Here is a 16359-nt window from a genome sequence, read left to right as displayed (position 1 = left end):
GCGTTGGATCTGCATGCAATGTAGACGCACGGCGAAAAGTTTCGAGCGCTATTGTCGGGCGCGGCTTTTGGATGCTTCCGCCCCTTTGATGAATTCGTCAATGGCCTCCACGGGAAGCGGCCTGCTCAGCAGATAGCCCTGAAGCCTGTCGCAGCCCACACTGTGCAGCCATTCCGCCTGCCCCGGGGTTTCAACTCCCTCGGCTGTCACCTGCATGTCGAGGTCATGTGCAAGGTTCACGATGCAGCGGACGATTGCTTGGCTTTTCAGATCGGTTTCGAGATCGGTGATAAAATATTTGTCGATCTTAATCGTGTCGAAAGGGAATGTCTTCAGATAGCTCAGGGACGAATATTCGGTGCCGAAGTCATCAAGCGAAATTCGTAAGCCCAGTAAGTTGAGCGTGTTGAGCGTATCAATGTTGTTGACGGTGCGCTCGAGCAGCACGCTCTCGGTTATTTCGAGTTCCAGACGCTCGGGCGGCAGTCCGACCAGGTCCAACGTGTGGGAAATCCGGTCGGTCAGGCCGCTTGTCAAGAATTCAGCCGCTGACAGATTGACGGCGACGAGGTAGTTCTCCGGCCATTTCATCGCCTCACGACATGCCTGCTCCAAAACCCACGCGCCAATGTCTGGCATCATTCCGTCCGCCTCGGCCATCGGAATGAATGCCGCCGGTGGAATTTTTCCAAGCAGGGGGTGGTGCCATCTTAGTAACGCCTCGAAGCCGACAATGCAGCCGCCCTCGGCAATCGGCTGGTATTCGACATAGAATTGCTGTTGGTCGAGCGCCATACGCAGACTGCGGCGCAGCAGTTCCCGCTGCTCCAGCAATTCTAGCATCGTTGGGTCATAGGCTTTTGCCCGACCACGCCCCTCTTTCTTGGCGTCGTAGAGTGCGAGGTCGGAAGCTTTCATCAGTTGTTCTGGACTCGTGCCATCCGGCGGAGCGGTGGACATGCCGATGCTTGTGCCGACAAAGAGCTCGATGCCGTCTATCGTGAAGGGTTTTTTGAAGGCGGCAACCAGGTCTTCCGCCAAGCGGTGCGCTTTGGCCGGATGTCCTCCGCCCACGGAGATCACTGTGAATTCGTCGCCGGCCAATCGATAGGCCCGGTCATCGCTGGAGAGGCAGGCTTGGATACGCCTTGCAGCCGATTGAAGAAGCTTGTCGCCCGCAGCATGCCCGAGCGTGTCGTTGACAGGTTTGAAGTCGTCAAGGTCGAGTTGCATTAATGAAAGGGTCTCGCTCGAGCCTGCAGTTTCCTGCAACAGCGCGCTCAGGTCCTCGCTGAATTGGCGCCGGTTCGGCAGTCCAGTCAGCGGATCATGGGTGGCGAGATGTAAAAGGGTTGCGCGCTCGTCGTCAATGTGTTCCTCGGACCGAACCACGGCAAACAGATCACCGATCCGATAGATCGTCAAATCATGTGATCCGCCGAGTGCGCCTGTTATTCGCAAAGGCTGAGCGCTGTCACCCAGTGAACGGAAAGCGAGCATGACGGCCGATTTGTCCAGCTCCGGAAAAAGCTCCCAGAAGGAGGCGGCTGGTTTGACGGAAGCGGGCAGCGCATTGCCAAGCAAATTTTCAACCGGATTGAAATCGCGATCAAAGAATAAAAGCCGGTCGATCAAGCCCCAGGTTATTGCCTCCGTTTTTTCGAGGGCCAAGCGGGTAGCAGGAATTTTCCGCATGTCGGAGGCTCTCCCTGATTGAATGTCTTACCAGATACTATAGCAACTCAACTCCCGCACAACTTGTGCACGTTAAGAAATACATTAGGCATTTCTGATTAACAATCCCTAACGTCTGCCCAATGTGCTTGCGGCTGTGGATGCGCGCGCACTGGTCCGACGAAGTGGTTGCCGCCATCGGAAGGCGGCTGCAGGGGCTGACGAGAGAACGGATTGCCGCGATTGTTCATGCGCTGCGGCTCAGGCAATGGCAGCCCACAGTTCGCGCACCATCTGGCGCAGCGCCAGCGCCTCGGCCCATCGGTCCGTCGAGTCGTTGCCGTCTCTCCCGGTGATCGCATAGGGTTTGGGGCCTAATTCGCAGGTAAAGACCAGCTCGGAGTCATCGGCTGCGCGTGATCGCCAATGGCGAAAGCCGTAATCCCACCACTGCAGGAAGAGATCGACCCAGGGCCGGTGGTGCGCAAAGGAGATTTCGATTTGCACCTGCTCTCGGGAAGCGACACGGCCGTGAAATGCATGGGCATTCCGTAGGATGCGCCGGATGTATGCGTGACTTTCCTCATTGACCGGAAAGGCGAATTCGCGACCGACCAGGAAATGCGACAGATCGGCCAGCAACGGCAGATCGGGACGTCGATCGAGCAGATCGAGCGTGAAGAACAGGTCCGTCGTCATCCTGTCGCGATGGGTTTCGATGAATACCGGAATACCCGCATCTTCGGCGAGCCGCATCCAGCCATCGAGAATCGGCAGGCAATCCTCGATCCGGCGGGGGCGGATATCGGGCTGCAGGTTGATGTGGCTGACCGGAAAGGCCTCAGCAAGTTCCAGCGGCAGACGCAAATCCTCGACGCAGCGGGGGAAGCAGACCGCCTCGATCTTCAAGCCCATGCCCCGGATGGCTTCGTTCAGCCGAATGACATTCGCACGGTTGGTGTAGTGCGCGCTGATGCCATCAAAGCCCGCATCGGAAATCATCGCGACGTTTTCATCGAGTGTGGGCTCGAACCCGTCCGTGTGCCGGCGCTCCATGGCCCAGAGCGACTGAAAGACCAGCAGCTTCTGCGTCATGCGGCCCGCGCGCTTTTCAGAAGGGTCTTGAGGTTTAATCCCGGGTCGGAGAGTTCCGCAGCCGCGGGGCTGATGCCTGCTGCGATCAGGATCTCAGCAAGCTTGATATCCTTGGCCAGGCCGTTGCCGATGCCGAGGCCGGCGGCGGCCACGAGGCGGCCTTCGTCGAAATAGAATTCAAGCTCGCCCGCCACCGTCGCACGTGGGACCGTCTGATGCCCGGGCTGCGGCAGCCCCGCCACCTGAAGGCCAAGATCATACTGGTCCGACCAGAACCAGGGAATGGCGGTAAAAGTCTCGGCGGCGCCGGCCATGTTCCGCGCTGCCGTTTCGGCCTGCGCCCTGGCGTTGCGCCAGCTTTCATAGCGGACATGCCCTCCGCCGGGTTGGGCGACCGCCGCGCAATCGCCTGCCGCGTAAATCTTCGGCGCGCTAGTGCGAAGACGCCGGTCCGTCAGAATTCCATTGCCTGTTGCCAGCCCCGCCGCTTCCGCCAGGGCAGTCTCGGGCAGGACCCCGATGGCGCTGACGATGAGATCGGCGGGGACCACGCTGCCGTCGCTGAGGGTAACGCCGTCATTGCCGATTGCCGCAACGCCGCGATCGAGGTGGAAACGCACACCTTCGGCAGCGTGTCGGGCATGCAACTTTTCGGCAAAGCGGGCGGGAACGGCGCGGCCTAAAGGTTTCGGCGCGGCTTCGATGACGCTGACCGCTACATCCATTCCGCGAAGCACTGCTGCGAGCTCCATCCCGATCAGTCCCGCCCCGATGATCGCGACGCTGTGGCCCGGAATGACATTGGAAAAGATCGCTTCGGCATCGGCATGGGTGCGGAAGTCGAGCGCGCGCTTTGCGCCGGGGCAGGCAAGCCGCCTTGGCCACGCACCAGTCGCCAGAAGCAGCTTTTCATAACGCAATAGCCGACCGTCGCTTAACGTCACGGTCGCGGTGGCCGCATCCAGCTTGGCGGCGGACAACCCCTTGAGATAGGTGATGCCCGCTGCATCAAGCGCATCTGCCGCGCAGATCAGCTTCATCTGCACCGCACCGTCGACGGCTTTCGACAGAGGCGGCCTTTCGTAGGGCAAATGCGGTTCGGCTCCGACCAGCGTAACGGGCCTGGAATAACCGGCCTCGCGCAGGGCGAAGGCCGCCCGGGTGCCGGATTCGCCTGCACCGATGATGACGATACCGTCCATTGTGTTCTCCAGAGAAGAGCGGCCGGCGCTCGTGAGGAGGAGACACCGGCCGGGGAGGATCAGTTCTTTTTCGCGTATTCGGCCATGTTCTTGGGTGTGACCAGTTCGAACGGCACCCAGACTTCCTTGTCGACGGCATTGCCGTGCGCCAGCGCGACGGCTGCATCCACCGCACTTGCGGCCTGCTGTTTGGCGTTCTGGAAGACCGTCACGTCAAGATCACCCGCCGCCATCGCCGCTAGCGCGTCTTGCGTGGCATCAATGCCGACGACGATGACGTCGTCCATCGACACGCCGGATGCCTTGAGCGCCTGAATGGCGCCCAGCGCCATCTCATCATTGTTGGCGAAGATCACGTCGATCGGACGACCTGCCGTGAGCCAGTTCGTAGTCAGATCCATTGCGTTGGTGCGCGTCCAGGCGGCGGTTTGTTCATCGGCGATGGTCACGCCCTTGCAATCGCCTGCCGAAAGCGTCGCCTTGACAGACGAGGTCCGGTCGCGCGAGGCCTGATGCGCGAGATCGCCCATCAGAATGTAAGCCTGGGCGTCGTTGGCCTTGCCCTCTTTCTTCAGCAGATCGCAGGCGGCTTCGGCGCCGAGCCTTCCGGAATCCGTTTCTTTCGAACCGACATAGGCCTGCTTTTCGGGCAGTCTGTCGATATTTTCCGGTTCGAGATTGAGGTAGACGAGCGGAATGCCCGCCTTTCGGGCGGCCTCGCTGATGCCGGTGGCGGCCGATGTATCGGTCAGCGTCATGATGATCGCGTCCACTCCCGATGCGATGAAGTTATCGACCTGGCTGCGCTGTTTGGAGACGTCGGTCTGCGCATCCTCGATCTGAAGGCTGACGCCGTTCAGCTTGGAGGCTCGTGCCTGCAGCCCTTCGCGCAGCAGCGTCTGGAAATTGTTATCGAAACTCTGCATCGAAACGCCGATCGTCTCGGCCGAGGCAGTAGTCGTCGTCAGGGCGGCCAGGACGGCCGCCACACAGATTGATTTCATGTTTTCCTCCCAAAGGGCGCCGGGCCACCCGATCTATTCCGGAGGCTGTTCAAGCCTGCCTGTGTTGCGGGCTCAGATCAGAGCCACGCGAACCTCTCCGTCGATCACCTCCGCCGGATAGGTTTTCAGATTCTCGCAGGCGGGCAGCCTCAAGGCTTCGCCGGTGCGATAGTCGAAGGCGCCGGAATGCTTCGGACATTCGACCTCGAAATCCATCACCAGCCCATCGGCGAGATGGATCGCCTCGTGGGTGCAGAGGCCGGCGGTGCAATAGACACTGTCATCAGGGCCGCGATAGATGGCGTAGGTGCGCCCGCCATGGTCGAAGCGGATGGCGCCTTCCTGTTCGATGTCCTCGAGTTTGACGGCTGTGATCCAGGTCATTCGGCGGCTTCTCCGACTTCCAGGCGGGCCTTGCGGGCCGCGAGTTTTTCCTTGCGCCTGCGGTAGCGCTCCTGCATCTGCGCCTCGCCTTCGGCAGAGCCGTCGTGCCAGGTGCCGAACCACTTATCGAGCGGGATCAGGGCGTCGCCGTAGTTCACCTCGAAATATTTGTGGTGGAGGTAATGCGCATAGGCGTGGCTATCGATGAGCTTGTCCCCGCCGATTTCGACCTTGTCGAAGCCCACATGGCCGGGAATGGCGCCGAAGCCGGCATAATGCAGCTGGTAGAGCATGATGATCGGATTGGACGGCAGGATCAGGTGGTAGAACGCCGTGCCGAGATAGAGCAGGTGCTCGACCGGATGCATCGACAGCGACGACCAGGGCGAGGGATTGACCGAGTTGTGGTGGACCGAGTGCACCCACTTATAGAGGAAGGGCGTATGGATGAGCCTGTGGATGCAGAAGAAGTGGAACTCGTGAATGATCGGCACGACGAGCGCAACGAGGGCAAGTGTCCAGGGGTGCTCCGTGAAGCTCAACCAGGGGGCGTAACCGTTGGCGTAGGCCCAGAGCATCGCAGCTTCGATCGCCGTCCAGATCGTCACGCCCGACAGGAAAGTGCGCAGTATGTTGTCGACGTTCTGGCGCTCGAACCAGAAGGCTTTGTTCTTCTGCTCGGACGGAAACTTTCCATTGTATTTGAAGCGGTTTTCCTGCCGCTTCAGCACATAGAGATGCACCTCGAAGGCGCCGTAAAAGAGCAAAACGCAGATCGCGTTCACGGCGTAGAGCCAGGCGATCCAGCCAATGCCGAGCGTTTGCATCGTCTCCACCGGCGGAATGACCCAGGCCCAGTAAGCGATCGCGGAGGCGGCGAAAATCGCATTCCAAGGAAAGAAGTAATGCGGCAGCCATTTCAGGATCGCCATCAGCCGCGGCGGAAACGCAAACAGCGGCGCGGTTTCCGCCGGCTGGTTCGGCGCCCAGTCGCCGCGCTTGTTGCGCGTGCCGAATTTCAGATCGTCCATTGCTCTCTCCTTCGGCCGGACGGATTCGTCTGCCCGCATATGCATCTTGATCGCGGGAGAGCGCCTTTCGTGCCCGGATGTCGCGGCTGTCGACGCGTCGGCTCTCTCCTGTCTTGAAAGTAGCAGGAGACCGCCACGGCGCCGAAAGCATTCTTGATCAAATCAGATCAAAGGCTTTCCTTGGTAATGGTGATGAAGCGGATGGGCGCCCGATCCGGTTCGATGTCGGTCAGGCCGATCCGGCGCAGGATCAGATCGAGCGATCGCCTGGCTTGCGCCTCGGGCGCCTGGTCGAGGACCACATCCATGGTGCCGTCCTGCAAGGCGCTGCGCGTATAGTCGGTGAGCTCGTGGCCGACGAAGAAGATGCCGCGTTCGCGCGCATGCCGCCGCAGCACATTGATCAGCGCGGAATTGCCGCCGCCGGCATTGTAGAGGCCGGCAAGATCAGGATACATCCGCAATGCCGAGGACAGGAGTTCCGCGCCGAGATGCTCTTCGTCGAGACCGAACCCCAGGCATTGGAAGCTGGTGGCACCGGGGTGCTCAAGAAAATAGTCCGAAAAGCCGCGGATTCGATCGCGGTGCACCTGATAGATCGGATGGCAGATCGCAAAGACGGGACCAGTCCGGCGTCCCATTCGGCCGATGAAGAGCGCTGCCGTCCGGCCGGCGGCATAATTGTCGATGCCGACGAATTCGCCTGTACGTTCCGAGGCGCGAGTGACGACGTGGACTACCGGCAAGCCTTGGGCGCTGACCTTCTCGACGGCCGCGCCGATCACCGGGTTGCTGGGCACTGCCAGGATCAGGCCTGCGCGCCGCAGGCCGGCCGACAAGATTCGGCGCGCAATTTCTTCCGGCTTCATCTCTTCGGTAAAGCTGCGATGCACGATCACCAGCGGGTCGAGAGTCGCCGCAATCCTCTCGAATGCCGCGGAGAGCCGCTGATAGAAGGTGGTTTCGGGACGTACCATCAACACCTCTATGCGCAGCAGGCCGCGATGGGTGTCCGGGAGCTTGCGGGGATAATCCAGCGCGCGCGCGGCAATGATCACCTTCTCGACCAGCTCCGGCCGAACGCCGCCGCGCCCGTTCAGGACGCGCTCGACCGTTGCAGTGCCGACGCCGGCATGGCGGGCGATATCCCGATAATTCGGCTTGCTCACTTTCCAACTTCCCCGAAGGCTTCGCTGAACCGATGCGCAACAGCGTTACCGATCTTCTATGCGTCTCCAATAAGAATTTGAAGGGCGGGAGGATCAGGCGCGTCCTCATCATTCCGAATGGAACTGGAGGCTTGTGTCGCACCGGTGGCCGATCTATGATTTTGCCAGTTCAGCATGAGATTGCAGGCAGTATTTCACCGTTAAACCGGGCGCGGGAGATTTTGTCCTCCGGCCGGCCGAAGGAGCTGGGCAATGAAAATTCTCATGGTTCTCACATCGCATGACCAGCTGGGAAACACCGGCAGGAAAACGGGATTCTGGCTCGAGGAGCTCGCCGCCCCTTATTTCGTCTTCCGTGACGCCGGCGCCGAGATCGTGCTCGCTTCGCCGAAAGGAGGTCAGCCTCCGCTCGATCCGAAGAGCAACGAGCCGGCGTTTCAGACGGAAGACACGCGCCGATTCGAACGCGACCCGGCGGCCACGGCTGCGCTCGCGAACACGTTGAGGCTGTCTGACGTCGACCAGGCCGATTACGACACCGTGTTCTTTCCCGGCGGGCATGGTCCGCTCTGGGACCTGACGAACGACCACAACGCCCACACCTTAATCGAGGAGACGCTTGCCGCGGGAAAACCGCTGGCGCTCGTCTGCCACGCGCCGGGGATTCTGACCAAGGTCAAGGCGCCGGACGGCGGGCCGATCGCGAAGGGTCGGACGGTGACCGGATTCACCAACTCCGAAGAGGCCGCCGTGCAGCTCGTCGAGGTCGTGCCCTATCTGCTCGAAGACGTGCTGAGAGAGCAGGGGGCGAAGTTTTCGGCGACGGAAGACTGGGCCGTACACGTCGTCCAGGACGATCAGCTGATCACCGGGCAGAACCCGGCCTCGTCGAAGCAGGCCGCCCGCCTGCTGCTCAACGCGTTGGGCGAGCAGACCGCAGCCTGAGTCCGATGGCAACGCCTGCCGACATTCCTACACCAGATGAAAGGCGCCAGGCATGAGCAGGAAATATACCGGGAAATGCGCCTGCGGTGCGGTGCAGTTCGCCTTCGATACCGATCCGACCTTTGTCGCCGACTGCCATTGTCTGGATTGCAAGAAGGCCTCGGGCGGTGAGGCCGCCACCTTCTTCGCCGTGCCGCAGTATGATTTCACGCTGACGGCCGGCACGCCGAAAGCGTTTCATTACATTGCCGATTCCGGCAAGGGGCTTGACCGCAACTTCTGCCCCGATTGCGGCGCAAGGCTGTTCAGCAGCAACCTCGAAAGTTTCCCTGGCCTTGTCTTTGTTACACTCGGCAGCCTCGACCGGCCCGAGTTGATACAGCCGGGGATCGAGATGTTCACCAAACGGCGGTTGGCCTGGGCAACGCCGCTCCATCTTCCGCAGTTCGAGGGCATGCCGAGCTAACACACGCATACCCCGAGTGATTTTTCTTGAAGAAAAGATCGATGCCGTGTCGGATCGGTGAGGATTTGTCCGTCCTTAGCTCGTTCATTCCGTCCATTAAAGGATCACGACCATGCCAAGCACCATACGACTGCACCGCGTTTTCGCCACCAGCCCGGAGAAGGTCTATCGCGCCTTCATCGAGGCCGATGCGCTCGCCAAATGGCTTCCGCCGAACGGCTTCCTCTGCACCGTGCATCACCTGGAGCCGGCCGTCGGCGGCACCTTCAGAATGTCCTTCCGCAACTTCACCACGGGCAACAGCCACGCCTTTGGCGGCGAATTTCGTGAACTCGTCCCGGGCGAACGCGTTCGTTACACGGACAAGTTCGACGACCCGAACCTGCCGGGCGAAATGGAAGTCACAGTGACGCTGAAGAAGGTCTCGGTCGGCACTGAGGTGGATATCACCCAGGCCGGCGTGCCCGATCTCATCCCGCCCGAAGCCTGCTATCTCGGCTGGCAGGAGTCGCTGCGCAATCTGGCTCGGGTCGTCGAGCCTGACATCAACGAATGATGCAATTGCGCCAGCCTTGACGAGCGCCGCCGCACAGCCGCTCGTCACCTCTCCGCCCGTCATTCCACAAATATTCGATGGAACGGGGGGCGGAGGCGGGACTTGCAGGAGCTGGGGGGCGTGATCGGCCGCAATCGGCCCAATTCTAAGCGTAAGCCGCGCTTTGCCTGATCGAGCCGATCGTCTCGCGTGCGGGAAGCAGCGAAGACAGCCAAAGGGAATAGGTCAGGGTCATGCCCGTCGACCACAGGACTATCGGCAGTGTCATCACCTCGGAGATCAGTTTGGCGAGTTCCGGCGGATCGAGCTCCCAGGAGAACAACACGGCCGCCGGCTCCGGCTGACCGGCCTCCAAGCTTGTTTTCTGCATGTCCTCGAGCACGGACGCGGTGACGGCTTGTTCGGCTGCTGACGGGTTCTGAACTGGAAGGATGGCGGTTTTAGCATTATTTTCGGCTTCGCCGGACATTTGGAGCTCCTTGTTTGGCTTCGTTGTAGAAAGCCGATCCGGGACAAGAAGTTTCATGACATGTCGATGAAATGATCGGCATGGATTCAGCCGGTGCTGACCTGATCGAGGAAAAGCGGAAACGCTCTGACGTTTGAGCCTGCGCTTCGCCAACGCGCTCGCGCGCCGTCGCACCCATTGCCCGTCAGGAGGAGGTCTACGACTTCAGCCTCGGCGATCGCCGTCACGCGTGCCGCGCTGACAAGAGGCCTCTCTCGCAGTGAACTCGGGGAGAAATTAACCGTCGCAAGAAAATCGCCTTTCATTTCACAGTATATATGTTAACACTTCATTAGGAGTGGGGAGTATTCCGGTTCTTGTTTAAGAAAAATGGTGTTTGCCTCGACAATATCGGGGTGACCGCGTGTTCATGCGTGCCGTGTTGGCCTGAATAGTCTTGAATCAGTTCCTGGTTACTTGTTTTGTGTTATGGGGGTATTTTAATGGCTACGCAAAGCACCGGTGGCAGCACGACTTCTTTCACCAATACGCCACAGGCGAAGGATGACTCTTACATCTGGACGGAAGATCAGCTGCTCAGTCTCCAGCTCTACAATGCGGCCACCAAAACCATAACCCTTGACGTGATGTCGAATGATCTTGGTGGGAATGCCAAATCCCTCTTCTCGGTCGAAGACGGAGATGGCAATCCAATTACCACTGACTATGAGCTTCTTGCGAAAGACGTCGGAGCGAATGGGGCATCTGCCTGGGAGACGACTCTGCTCGGCAATTGGGTCAGGATCAACAATGGAAAGATTGAATACCGTATTAGCGATGGAAGCGGCATCGCGGGCTCGGGCGCGGATATCAACACGCTGTCTGCCGGTGAGATCCTCAAAGATAGTTTCGTCTACGCGATACGGCTCGGCAATGGCACGTTGAGCGAGGCAAATGTCTCGATCTCGCTCACCGGCGCCAACGATGCGGCTTCGATCGTCGTTGATGCGACGGTGACCGACGACCGGGCGACGGTCGAGGCGGGGGCGGCCGGCAGCGGCGATCCGAGTGCCTCCGGCAAGCTGACGGTCAGCGATGTCGACGACGGCGAGGCGGTGTTTGCCGCCCCGGCCTCACTCAACGGCATCTATGGCAGCTTCAGCTTCGATGCCGCCAGCGGCAGCTGGACCTATACGCTCGACAACAGCCGGGCGGCGACGCAGGCGCTCAACCAGGGCGACGCCGTCAGCGACACGCTGAGCGTCAGCTCGCTCGACGGCACCGCCAGCCACAATATCGTCGTCGCCATCTCCGGCGCAGATGATGGACCAGCTCGGGAGGCACCGACTGACATCAAGCTGACGCCTGTCGTCCCGGCGGACAGCGTCAACTTCAATAGTTTTGAGTTCAGTGGTCTGCTGACGGCGACTGATCCCGACACGGGTGGATTCAGCTTCAGCATTGCTTCGCAGTCGAACCCTGGCTTGTTTTCAATAACCGGCAATACGCTTAGTTCGGATGCGCTATCGACGAACGGTACATTTTCAGTGACGGTAACGGCAACGCAGACCGGAGATCCTATAGGGCCGGCCTTCGAAAAGACCGAGACGTTCACGATTATCACCGGTGGCAATGGCAACTCAGTGGACAATCCGACCGGTGGAACGGGCGACGATGTGCTCTACGGCGGTGGCGGTAACGATATGATGTTCGGGCTGGGAGGTGACGACACTCTTTTCGGCCAAGACGGCAACGACACCCTAAACGGCGGTGTTGGCAACAACACCCTGACCGGGGGCGTGGGAAATGACACCTTCTTTTTCCAAAAGTTTGCCACCACCACGAACCATATGACTGACTTCAATGCTGGGACGAATAGCACAAGCGTGGATAAGTTCCAGTTAGACGTCGGAGGCGGCACGTTCGAGTTCGCCGTCGGCAACAACAATACAAGCGTGGACAATGTGAAGGTAGGAAACAACGGCACGATCAATGTTGCCGGAACGGAGATTGGCGTCAAAACGGACGTGAGCGTCACGAACGCAACCGTCCAGAGCACCATCAATGGTTACAGCAACATAACCACAGGGGCATTGTTCGTATTCCACAATACGGATCTCGGCCATGTGGCGGTCTACTACGATCAGAACCCAAGTTCAGCCGGCGGCGCGGTGCTGGTCGCTGAATTCGACAACATCACGACCCTCGGCGGGCTTGCAAATTTCAACTCGGGCGACTTCTTGTTTGGCTGAGGCGGTCTGTGCTCACGACCAGCATTCTCTACCCGCCCTTCATTCCGCAAATATTCCGTGGAACGGGGGCGGAGAGGCGGAGCTTGCAGGGGCTAGGGGCGTGGCCGTAGTCGGCCGACGTTGCTAAGCGTAATCCGCGCTTTGCTTGATCGAGCCGATCGTCTCGCGTGCGGGAAGCAGCGAAGACAGCCAGAGGGAATAGGTCAGGGATATGCCCGTCGACCACAGGATCATCGGCAGTGTCATCATCTCGGAGATCAGTTTGATCAGGTCCGGCGGATCGATCTCCCAGGAGAACAACGCGACCGCCGGCTCCGGCTGACGGGTCTCAAGGCTTGCTTTCTGCATGTCTTCGAGCACGGACGCAGTGGCGGCTTGTTCGCCTGCTGACGGGTTCAGAACTGGAACGATGGCGGTTTTACCATTATTTTCGGCTTCGCCGGACATTTGGAGCTCCTTGTTTGGCTTCGTAGTAGAAAGCCGATCCGGAGCTAGAAGTTTCATGACATGTCGATGAAATGATCAGGCTCTAAAGCCTGATCCCTCGCTTCGCCAGCGCTTGGCGCGCCGCCGTCGCACCCCAGTCCTCGTCAGGGTCGCAGCCTTCGATCTCTGCTTCGGCGACCGGTGTCGCACGGATCAGCGGCACAGAGCCGAAGGGCAAGCCGTCGATGCGGCTGGGGTCGCAGCTCAGGATGATGCGGGTCAGCGGCGCATAATCCTCCGTCAGCCGGCAGAAGAGGATGGCGCCGTGTTTTTCAACGTCACGGGCAACGCGGTGGCCGTCAGCGACGAGATCGCCGAGATTGATCAGGAGATTTGCCCAGTTTGCCGTTCCGGTCGAATCCAGCGTCGCAGGATCGAATTCCATGAAGAGCTCGCATTCGACGCCATTTTCAGGCTCGGAAATGCCTGCCCAGGCAGTGGAGAGGCCGTCGGTAGCGAGGATGAGCTTTTCCGGCGCATCGACGGCAAGGATGCGGCGGTGCGGGCCGAACCATTTCGTCTGGTTATGGACGTTGGCCGTTTCGCGCTTGGCAGCGAAGCCCTCCCGCACGCCGCCGCGGGTCTGCCAGAAGGCGCGCCGCGTGGCCGCGGCCGCCTCATAGACCGGGTCGTCGGGCCCGCGCGGAACGATCGATTGATCATAGGTAGTGTCGATGGTGATCTCGCCGCGCATGAAGGGAAGCTTCGCCTTCTTCCAGCGGATCACCACCTTGTTGAAGCGGTGCGATGCGGCCGCATCGAGCTTCTCGATCACATCCTCGATGATATCAAGCGGCTTGGTCGATTCCTCGCTGACAAGGGTTCCTCCGGCATCGCGATAGCCGCCCGTGCGTGAGGAATGCCCGGCCTGCATGGTGGTGGCAATCCACTCGCCGCTGACGGCGCCCGCCGGCGCCGCCTTGCCGAGAACCGGAGTGAGCTCCCGGATCGCTTCGTCAATCGAATAGGATGCCACGTCGCCCCTCCGCTTTAGTCCCGCTATGGTCCGCTAGCCGTCCGCAAAAGTTAGGGCAGGGACCTTTCCGTTCAAGGTAGCCCGGCAAGGTGCTCTCCGCCCTTCGGGCTGGGCGTCTCTTCACGGTCGTTACGATGAGCTGTTACTTTTGGCGAAGGTCAAACAGGGACGGAGGAAGGGGCGAGCCGCGGAGGTGCCCCACAGCGCGCCCTTTCGCAATTATCCCATCACCGCAAACGCGATAGGAAAGGCGTCCCGCCTCAATTACGCCCATCGTTCGGCCTTGCCTTGGCGCTGTCGTTGGTGGTGTCAGACGCTGTTTTTCCGTCTGGTTGCTGGCCGAAATAGGTGCCGCCGAGGTGGCCGCCGGCGCTGGTGTTCCTGACCTGCTGTTCGGCGCGTTTTTGAAGTTCACGAACGTTGGTCTTGCTCATGTTCGGCTCCTTTTTTTAAGGTTTACGACCTTTCACCAACCGATGGGAGCCGACACGGTTCCATATTTTCGGGGAACCCTTCGTCCGGCTGTCGGTTCCTCAGACATGAGATTCCTTGCCGTCATCATCACGGGCTTAGCGGTCTTGGCGCCTGCCGCCCACCTTCTCTCGCTCCCAAACAAGATCGGCATGGGGAAGGCGGATTATTTTATCGCTCAGCGGGCCTATGCCGGATGGTGGATCGTCGGCCTCATGCTGCCGCTCGCTTTTCTCGCGAATATCGGCAACGCCGCGGCCCTCAGAGCCGATGGAGCGGCCATGGTGCTGTCGATCGCTGCCGCCGTGCTGATCGTGGTCAACCTCCTCATCTTTATGATCTTCACCCGGCCGGCCAATGCGGCGACGAAGAACTGGACCGTGCAGCCGGAACATTGGGAGAGCCTGCGCCGCCAGTGGGAGTATTCGCATGCCGCCAATGCCGCGGTCACCTTCCTCGCGTTCTGTTGCGCCACGCTCGCCTCGATCCGGTAATACCGGAACACTTCGCCATCTTTCCGGTTTTCCCTACTCAACAAGGAGAAACGAAGATGGGCATGACGACACCCAAGGACGGAGCCCCCGGCACGACCGACCAGTCCCCCCGCTGGGAAGGACCGAAGGGCAATAGGCCGCGCGGTTATCTCAAAGCCAAGGACGATCCAGACAAAAACCGCGACGCCAATGGCGAAAACAATCGCGATCCCGAAATGAACGACATTTCCGACGCGATGAAGCAGAAAGGCGAATGACATGGCCAATCCCGAAAAAGACGCGGCCGGCCAGTTCGCCAAATCCCGGGCCGACCGCAAAGCCAGCGGTGTGGCGAGCGCCAAGCCGACCGTGATCACCGGCTCCGAGGACGCCACGGTGAACAAGCACCCGCCCGGCAAGAAGAAGCCCGAGAAGGACTGGGACATCAACTACGATCCCGCCGATATGAATGAGGGGCGGATGCGCTGAGGCGCCCGCCGCGTCCTTCGAGGCCCCTGCGGGGTACCTCAGGCTGAGGCTCACTTGGATGGCGCGGCGCCCGCCAATGCCGCCTCATTTGACGTGGTGTCCCCAGCGCCTCCTACCGGTGCGGCGTTCTCCACGGCTCCCTATCCTGAGGTGCGTAGGCGGAAGGAGGACGCGCTTCAACATTGCTTCTTGCATCCATCCACCGCCAGCCCACCCGCCCGTCCATCGGGGCCTCTTCGGGTCACTTCAGGATGAAGCTCTCGTGAGCGTTGGCGCGATATCTCTCCCCCTCAGGCTTAAGCTACCCACCGAAATAGGCCGGGTGGTCGATATCGGCAAGCAGACCGGCCTCCGTCGGCTGCCAGCCGAGAAGGGCGCGGGTGTGAGCGCTGGAGGTCGGCACGTCGAAGCCGGCAAACATGGCGAACCATCCGAAATGCTCCGCCGCCTCTTCCCGCGACAGCGAGACGGCCGGCACGTTGAGCCGCCGGCCGATGAGTTCGGCAATCTCCCGGAACCGTACGCCCTCTTCTGCGACCGCCAGGAAGGGACCGCCCACGGCGCCGCGCTCCAGCGCCAGGCGGTAGACGCGGGCCGCATCGCGCCGGTGCACGGCCGGCCAGCGGTTGCCCCCGTCGCCTATAAAGGCGGAGACGCCTTTCTGCCGGGCCGTCTCGATGAGGATCGGCACGAAGCCGTGATCGCCATGGCCGTGCACGGATGGCGGCAGCCGGACGGTGGAGGCGCGCACGCCGCGGGCCACAAGCGACACCGCAGTGATTTCGGAGGCGCGGGGATAGGTGTGCGTCGTCGGCATCGGCGGGTCCTTCTCCGTGCCGATGCGGCCCGGCGCATGGCCGAGTCCCGCAGTGACCAGTAGCGGTCGGTTGGAGCCGCGGAGGGCTTCGCCGAGCGCCTCGATGGCGCGCCGGTCGGCGGCGCAATTCTCGGCGAAATTCGAGAAATCATGGTTGAATGCCGTGTGGATGACGCCGTCAGCCTCGGCTGCACCGCGCTTCAAACCCTCCAGGTCGTCGAGCGTGCCGCGCTGAACCTCGGCGCCGGCGGCCGCCAATTCGGCCGCTCCCTTGTCCGAACGAGCGAGGCCGAGAACCTGATGGCCGGCGGCGATCAACTCCTTGACGACGGCCGAGCCGACCCAGCCGGTAGCTCCGGTGACGAATACGCGCATGTCGATCTCTCCTGATTTGACGGGACAGATATCGGGCAGGCTGCTA

19 protein-coding genes are annotated in these 16359 nt (G+C 60.7%); 7 read left to right on the top strand and 12 right to left on the bottom strand.

All coding sequences use genetic code 11. From position 1 onward, the window contains the following. Positions 1-48: 48 nt before the first annotated feature. The 7 genes from AMK02_RS13450 to AMK02_RS13420 all read right to left on the bottom strand — a co-directional run bounded on the left by AMK02_RS13450 (position 49) and on the right by AMK02_RS13420 (position 7559). Positions 49-1695 (bottom strand): putative bifunctional diguanylate cyclase/phosphodiesterase, encoded by a 1647-nt coding sequence (locus AMK02_RS13450; RefSeq protein WP_064803479.1) that lies wholly within the window; start codon positions 1693-1695, stop codon positions 49-51. Positions 1696-1935: 240 nt separating this feature from the next. Beyond that, positions 1936-2769, bottom strand: coding sequence for a sugar phosphate isomerase/epimerase family protein (locus AMK02_RS13445; protein ID WP_064803477.1), 834 nt, complete (start codon positions 2767-2769; stop codon positions 1936-1938). Further along, a complete protein-coding gene (locus tag AMK02_RS13440) occupies positions 2766-3971 on the bottom strand; it encodes an NAD(P)/FAD-dependent oxidoreductase (protein ID WP_064803475.1) in 1206 nt (401 codons plus the stop codon). Before AMK02_RS13440 ends, AMK02_RS13445 begins: the two co-directional genes overlap by 4 nt. Before the next feature lie 59 nt (positions 3972-4030). Further along, positions 4031-4975 (bottom strand): substrate-binding domain-containing protein, encoded by a 945-nt coding sequence (locus tag AMK02_RS13435; protein ID WP_064803473.1) that lies wholly within the window; start codon positions 4973-4975, stop codon positions 4031-4033. A 72-nt stretch (positions 4976-5047) separates the two neighbouring features. Then, the gene (locus AMK02_RS13430) at positions 5048-5359 is read right to left on the bottom strand and encodes a MocE family 2Fe-2S type ferredoxin (protein WP_064803471.1); all 312 of its coding nucleotides are present in this window, start codon (positions 5357-5359) and stop codon (positions 5048-5050) included. Then, complete coding sequence (locus tag AMK02_RS13425; protein ID WP_064803469.1) at positions 5356-6390, bottom strand: sterol desaturase family protein; 1035 nt, start codon at positions 6388-6390, stop codon at positions 5356-5358. Before AMK02_RS13425 ends, AMK02_RS13430 begins: the two co-directional genes overlap by 4 nt. 167 nt (positions 6391-6557) lie before the next feature. Further along, complete coding sequence (locus AMK02_RS13420; RefSeq protein ID WP_064803468.1) at positions 6558-7559, bottom strand: LacI family DNA-binding transcriptional regulator; 1002 nt, start codon at positions 7557-7559, stop codon at positions 6558-6560. A 252-nt stretch (positions 7560-7811) separates the two neighbouring features. On the opposite strand from AMK02_RS13420, the gene AMK02_RS13415 reads away from it, so the two are divergent. The 3 genes from AMK02_RS13415 to AMK02_RS13405 all read left to right on the top strand — a co-directional run bounded on the left by AMK02_RS13415 (position 7812) and on the right by AMK02_RS13405 (position 9526). After that, positions 7812-8504: a type 1 glutamine amidotransferase domain-containing protein gene (locus AMK02_RS13415; protein WP_064803466.1), complete on the top strand. Its 693-nt coding sequence runs from the start codon at positions 7812-7814 to the stop codon at positions 8502-8504. A gap of 52 nt (positions 8505-8556) precedes the next feature. Continuing rightward, positions 8557-8970: a GFA family protein gene (locus AMK02_RS13410; RefSeq protein ID WP_064803464.1), complete on the top strand. Its 414-nt coding sequence runs from the start codon at positions 8557-8559 to the stop codon at positions 8968-8970. Between the two features lie 112 nt (positions 8971-9082). Further along, positions 9083-9526, top strand: a complete 444-nt coding sequence (locus AMK02_RS13405; RefSeq protein ID WP_064803462.1) for an SRPBCC family protein — start codon at positions 9083-9085, stop codon at positions 9524-9526. A gap of 145 nt (positions 9527-9671) precedes the next feature. On the opposite strand, the gene AMK02_RS13400 is transcribed toward AMK02_RS13405, so the two are convergent. Then, positions 9672-9995 (bottom strand): hypothetical protein, encoded by a 324-nt coding sequence (locus AMK02_RS13400; protein WP_064803460.1) that lies wholly within the window; start codon positions 9993-9995, stop codon positions 9672-9674. Between the two features lie 482 nt (positions 9996-10477). On the opposite strand from AMK02_RS13400, the gene AMK02_RS32530 reads away from it, so the two are divergent. After that, the gene (locus tag AMK02_RS32530; protein WP_064803458.1) at positions 10478-12226 is read left to right on the top strand and encodes a VCBS domain-containing protein; all 1749 of its coding nucleotides are present in this window, start codon (positions 10478-10480) and stop codon (positions 12224-12226) included. Positions 12227-12349: 123 nt separating this feature from the next. Here the strand turns inward: AMK02_RS32530 and AMK02_RS13390 are convergent, their stop codons facing one another. From AMK02_RS13390 to AMK02_RS31740, 3 genes are all read right to left on the bottom strand, one after another. Further along, on the bottom strand, positions 12350-12673 hold the full coding sequence (locus AMK02_RS13390) for a hypothetical protein (RefSeq protein WP_064803456.1): 324 nt from the start codon (positions 12671-12673) through the stop codon (positions 12350-12352). 82 nt (positions 12674-12755) lie between these two features. After that, entirely contained in the window at positions 12756-13688 is a 933-nt protein-coding gene (locus tag AMK02_RS13385) for a hypothetical protein (RefSeq protein WP_064803454.1), read from the bottom strand. A gap of 260 nt (positions 13689-13948) precedes the next feature. Further along, a complete protein-coding gene (locus tag AMK02_RS31740; protein WP_088395674.1) occupies positions 13949-14122 on the bottom strand; it encodes a hypothetical protein in 174 nt (57 codons plus the stop codon). Positions 14123-14227: 105 nt separating this feature from the next. Here AMK02_RS31740 and AMK02_RS13380 point away from each other — a divergent pair, with 105 nt between their 5' ends. From AMK02_RS13380 to AMK02_RS13370, 3 genes are read left to right on the top strand one after another with little or no spacing between them, the layout of a single operon-like run. Continuing rightward, positions 14228-14653 carry a hypothetical protein gene (locus AMK02_RS13380; protein WP_064803452.1) on the top strand — a complete coding sequence of 142 codons (426 nt, stop codon included), beginning with the start codon at positions 14228-14230 and terminating at the stop codon, positions 14651-14653. 56 nt (positions 14654-14709) lie between these two features. Continuing rightward, the gene (locus tag AMK02_RS13375) at positions 14710-14910 is read left to right on the top strand and encodes a hypothetical protein (RefSeq protein ID WP_064803441.1); all 201 of its coding nucleotides are present in this window, start codon (positions 14710-14712) and stop codon (positions 14908-14910) included. 1 nt (position 14911) lies between these two features. Continuing rightward, positions 14912-15121: a hypothetical protein gene (locus AMK02_RS13370; RefSeq protein WP_064803439.1), complete on the top strand. Its 210-nt coding sequence runs from the start codon at positions 14912-14914 to the stop codon at positions 15119-15121. A gap of 301 nt (positions 15122-15422) precedes the next feature. On the opposite strand, the gene AMK02_RS13365 is transcribed toward AMK02_RS13370, so the two are convergent. Beyond that, the gene (locus tag AMK02_RS13365) at positions 15423-16313 is read right to left on the bottom strand and encodes an SDR family oxidoreductase (RefSeq protein ID WP_064803437.1); all 891 of its coding nucleotides are present in this window, start codon (positions 16311-16313) and stop codon (positions 15423-15425) included. Positions 16314-16359 lie beyond the last annotated feature (46 nt).

The sequence above is a fragment of the Rhizobium sp. N731 genome (genome assembly GCF_001664145.1).
In the GTDB taxonomy this organism is placed as follows: Bacteria; Pseudomonadota; Alphaproteobacteria; order Rhizobiales; family Rhizobiaceae; genus Rhizobium; species Rhizobium esperanzae.
The sequence above is the reverse complement of the archived record's forward strand: the minus strand, read 5'-3'. Positions and strand labels throughout refer to the sequence as shown.